The organism is Chamaesiphon sp. OTE_20_metabat_361, from assembly GCF_031364565.1.
On record NZ_JANLWO010000713.1, the window covers coordinates 1 to 4,311 of the forward strand.

The 4,311-nt window shown below is 46.7% G+C and carries 5 protein-coding genes; 2 read left to right on the top strand and 3 right to left on the bottom strand.

Features of this window, described 5'->3' with window-relative positions:
* Positions 1-391 precede the first annotated feature (391 nt).
* Positions 392-964: a hypothetical protein gene (locus RMO35_RS20165; protein ID WP_309743599.1), complete on the bottom strand. Its 573-nt coding sequence runs from the start codon at positions 962-964 to the stop codon at positions 392-394.
* 215 nt (positions 965-1,179) lie between these two features.
* Here RMO35_RS20165 and RMO35_RS20170 point away from each other — a divergent pair, with 215 nt between their 5' ends.
* Both RMO35_RS20170 and RMO35_RS20175 read left to right on the top strand, forming a co-directional pair.
* The gene (locus RMO35_RS20170) at positions 1,180-2,646 is read left to right on the top strand and encodes a DUF4832 domain-containing protein (protein ID WP_309743601.1); all 1,467 of its coding nucleotides are present in this window, start codon (positions 1,180-1,182) and stop codon (positions 2,644-2,646) included.
* A gap of 187 nt (positions 2,647-2,833) precedes the next feature.
* Positions 2,834-3,370, top strand: a complete 537-nt coding sequence (locus RMO35_RS20175) for a photosystem I reaction center subunit XI (RefSeq protein ID WP_309743603.1) — start codon at positions 2,834-2,836, stop codon at positions 3,368-3,370.
* Positions 3,371-3,487: 117 nt separating this feature from the next.
* Here RMO35_RS20175 and RMO35_RS20180 read toward each other — a convergent pair whose 3' ends face one another.
* Both RMO35_RS20180 and ruvC read right to left on the bottom strand, forming a co-directional pair.
* Positions 3,488-3,736: a hypothetical protein gene (locus RMO35_RS20180; protein ID WP_309743605.1), complete on the bottom strand. Its 249-nt coding sequence runs from the start codon at positions 3,734-3,736 to the stop codon at positions 3,488-3,490.
* Positions 3,737-3,852: 116 nt separating this feature from the next.
* Positions 3,853-4,311, bottom strand: a 459-nt coding sequence (gene ruvC, locus RMO35_RS20185; protein ID WP_309743607.1) for a crossover junction endodeoxyribonuclease RuvC, incomplete at its 5' end; no start/stop codon positions are given.

Genomic DNA, 4,311 nt, shown 5'->3' on the forward strand with positions numbered 1-4,311 from the left:
TACTCCTTCATTATCTGAAATTTAATGAACTGCCAATTCCATATTCAATCGATCGCGATAATCGATCGATGAAAATATCCCTCGAAGCTTGCGCGCCGCCTAAGCGGCGGTCGGTAAATCATACCCCGATCCAGCAACGCCCGATTTACAAGCTTCGATAAGCCAGATAATTCCAGTAGAAACTAGATAAAGTGGTAGCAGTGACACTGCATTAGACAGTCCCAGTAGGGTGGGCACGGCCCACCAGCTAGGTTTCAGACACAATCTATATTATAAATAATCGATGGCTCGGAGTGCCAAATCCTGCATAAATCTCCGAGTTTAAAAAAGTCCTAGTGCTGCTCCTTGGTAGTCACGATTTGCTACTCAGTTAACATTACTTTTAAACTGACTAGTGAGCACCGCCGATGCTGGCTTTTTCCCCCCGTTCGCCAGGATAGAGCGGGTTTTGCTTGACGATCCTTGCGGGAACGCCCACGACAACCATTCCTGGTTCTGTTACCGACTTGTTGAGGACAGCATTTGCGCCAATGTGCGTCCAGTCGGCGATCGTAATGTCACCAAATATTTTGGCACCAGGCTCGATCGTCACATGGGAGCCAATTGTGGGGCCTTTGCCGATCGTCACCCCGATATTCATCCGGAGATTGCTGCCGATTCGCACTGAGTCATTAATCAGGATATCGCCAGTATGGACGAGATCCAATCCTGGCCCGATCGTATTCGGTGGGATTTGGAATCCGGTCACCAACGATACTGACAGATACCGATACATCACCCACTTGCGTAAGGGCCACCACAAGATCGACCGCCGACAGTTGGTGTAAAATTCATGTTTGCGCAGGAGGCGTTGATAGTACCAAGTTGGGTCTTGAATTAAAAGTAGTGGTGGTCGCCGCGACCGACCCATCGCCAGCCGATCGGCTTTTAGGTAAGCTAAATAATCTGCGTGAGAAGTAATCATTGGTAAAGCGGCATTATTAAAATGCAGGTGAATATGTCAGGAAGTACATCAAGGCTACAGTCAGTTCAAGTATAATGTATTACTATTCGTACTGAGAAGCAGATCGATATAAGTTCGAGTCTGGGCATCTGCCGATTACTCCCTAACGCTCATTGCTAGTGAGGATCGTCAAGACATGCACTAGCGACATCTAAGTTCAAACATAAGTACCGAATATGAACCGCTATTCCGCCTACCTGTTCGCGATTGGCTATATTTCCACAATACTAGTTGGTTGTATGCAACCTCACGATTCAGTCAAAATCGCTGGATCTACCCAAGACGATCGTGATGTTCCGGCAGTCGCTAGTTTAATACTGACGGCTAATAAACCATCGGTAAGTCCTAAATCGATCGTTACTTATCCTTCAACTACGGCTGAATTTCCCAATCCCGAGCGAGGATTTCATGACAATATCGAACTAATGAGCGGTCGCGACTTTAACAACACTCGGCGAAATGGTTATAGCTTATCGAGAGCTTATATTCGCTTGGATGAATATCGCAATCGTCCTTTACCCCCAGAATTTTTAGCCCAATTAAATCGCCAATTACAACTAGTGCGATCGGCGGGAACTAAGGTGATACTTCGATTTGGTTATAACTTTCCCAATGATGGCGACGACATCGAGAAAGCTCCAGATGCCAGTCTCGATCTGACGATCTCCCACATCAATCAGCTCAAACCGATCCTGCAACAAAATGCCGATGTCATTGCCGTCATGCAGGCTGGCTTTATCGGTGCCTGGGGCGAGTGGCATGGTTCTGGCAATGGACTGGCTCGTCCCCAGCCGAAAGCCAAAATTTTAGCAGCACTGCTAGCGGCGACACCAGCGAGTCGGATGGTACAGCTCCGTTATCCCAATGATATTAGGAATAACTACCCTCAGCCGCTGACCCTAGCTGCTGCCTTTCGGGGCAATCGCCAAGCTCGCGTCGGTTTTCATAATGACTGCTTTCTATCCAATCAATCTGATGCCGGGACTTATAAACCCGATATACCAGCACTCGCAAACTACGCTAATAAGTTCACCCCGTTTGTGGCTGTGGGTGGCGAAACTTGCCAAGTTACGCTCAATGAGCATCGCAGTGACTGTCCCACCGCTGAGGCCGATTTAGCTAGATTTCATTGGAGTTATCTCAATTCTAGCTTTTACAAGCCCGATCTCGATCGCTGGCGACAAGCAGGTTGCTATGGTAAAATCGCTCGGAAGCTGGGCTACCGCTTGCAATTAGTTCGATCGAACTTTACCTCACAAGTAGCTAACAATCGACAGTTAAATGGCAATTTTACGATCGCGAATACTGGCTATGCTAGCCCCTTTAACCCGCGCGGCCTAGAAGTAGTCATGCGCCATCAGTCAACTGGCAAAATCTATCGCCTCCCCATCCTCAAATCTTTGAGCAAAACTCACGACCCCCGCTTCTGGCTAGCATCTGCTGGGGAGATTTCTGTAGATGTTCGTGCCAAAATTCCGCCCACCGCACCACTAGGAACTTACGAGCTGCTGCTAAATCTCCCAGATCCGATGCCCAAGCTCAAGAACCGTCCCGAGTATTCGATTCGATTGGCTAACGCACAAACTTGGGAAGCTAAAACTGGTTTTAATTCACTCCGCAGAACTGTACAGTTGATTAAATAGAGGGTAGAGGGTAGAGGGTGGGAGCTGAGGAATATTATCGAGGAAGAACAACTTCAGTTGATGTTGTTGCTCACATCTGTCTTTGGGTATACTTTCGATTTTCGACTCTCTGCCTTATGCTGGACGCTCTTTTAACGGCGATTGCATAGGATGTAGATGCAAAAAAAATCCGTGGCAGTGGCTAATTATGACTACTCTTGTTGAGAGAATAGATCGATCGAAAGATAATCCCCGCGACCCTCGCAATAATGAGGTTGTTTTGCCTGATTTCGACCCCCAAGGGAGTAGTTTAGCAACGCCGATTAATAACTCTAAACTTGCTAAAGCGATCGTCAATAGCTTCTCTGCCTATCGTCAGGGGTTATCGCCGCTGCGAAGAGGGATTGAGGTAGGGTTAGCGCATGGTTATTGGCAAATCGGGCCATTTTTTAAATTCAATCCACTGCGCTTTACTGAATGGGGCGCATTAACTGCACTCTCATCCGATATCGGTCTAGTTATCATTTCTGCTGGGGCGATCGTATTATATGCCGCTACCAATCCACCACCCCCGATCGCGACAAGTACAGCGCCCAATCCTCCCGAGGCGTTTGCCAGTACTGAAGGTTGGAATACTTATGCCACGGGTTTCCTAATTGGCGGAGTTGGGGGTGCTGTTGTCGCGTATCTGATTGTGAGCAATGTCGATGTCTTCCAAAACTCTTTACATCTAATTGGCTTGTAAGCGGTTTTGGTATTTTATCTTCTCGTTCAACAATGTTAACCCGATTTTGAATATTTACCAAAGGTAGTCTTCCACATCTTGCTGGGAGGCTATTTTTGTATTGCTTAATTGGCAGGGTTAAAACGAAGATCGATCGAGACTTTTGGTAACATAACTAATCGTCCCACTGATAATCGCACCACCCATTAAAACGCTGATAGCGGGGAGAAATAATGGCTCCCACAGGCTTTGCCAAACCTGCATCCCGAGTGGAATGTGAGTGTATTTACCCACGATCGCGATTAAAAACCACCCAAAACTAAGTATTACAAAAAAAACGTTAGCTGTCAGAATATTATTAATTAAATTAGTAATTTTGGTAATCATAATAACATTTTCTTAAAAATTAAATTGACTATAATCGATCGGTGGATGTGTGCTGGCGGCTGGTATTTTAAAATTTAATTCATGCTCAGTCACTCGCATATTGGCGATCTTCACTCTCAACCGATCTGTAACCAAGCTGTCAAAGCAGTCGCCAAGGCATCGGCAGCATCATCGGGACGTGGAATCTTGTCTAGAGCTAGCTCTCGTGCCACGGCAGCTTGGACTTCCGGCTTTTGGGCATTGCCATAACCAGCAACTGCTTGCTTGATTTGAGCTGGGGTGAATTCTACCCACGGAATTTGATGCTGGGCAACTACCAGCAAAATCACCCCGCGCGCTTGAGCCACTGGAATGGTATTTCCCATTTTATAGAAAAATAGCTGCTCGATCGCCACTAAATCTGGTTTAATTTCGTCTAGCAAGCTGTGCATGTCATCATAAATTGTTTGCAGTCGCGAACCAATCTCTGTCCGAGCTGGAGTCTGGATAATCCCAAAATCGACCAACGTCACTGTCGCTGGACGAGTATGTGTGGAAATCGAGATCGCCCCAAAACCTAAGCTGGCTAATCCTGG

Bases quoted from the DNA above. Each gene is read 5' to 3' on its own strand.
- RMO35_RS20165 (WP_309743599.1), bottom strand. From the start codon at position 964: ATGATTACTTCTCACGCAGATTATTTAGCTTACCTAAAAGCCGATCGG.
- RMO35_RS20170 (WP_309743601.1), top strand. From the start codon at position 1,180: ATGAACCGCTATTCCGCCTACCTGTTCGCGATTGGCTATATTTCCACA.
- RMO35_RS20175 (WP_309743603.1), top strand. From the start codon at position 2,834: ATGACTACTCTTGTTGAGAGAATAGATCGATCGAAAGATAATCCCCGC.
- RMO35_RS20180 (WP_309743605.1), bottom strand. From the start codon at position 3,736: ATGATTACCAAAATTACTAATTTAATTAATAATATTCTGACAGCTAAC.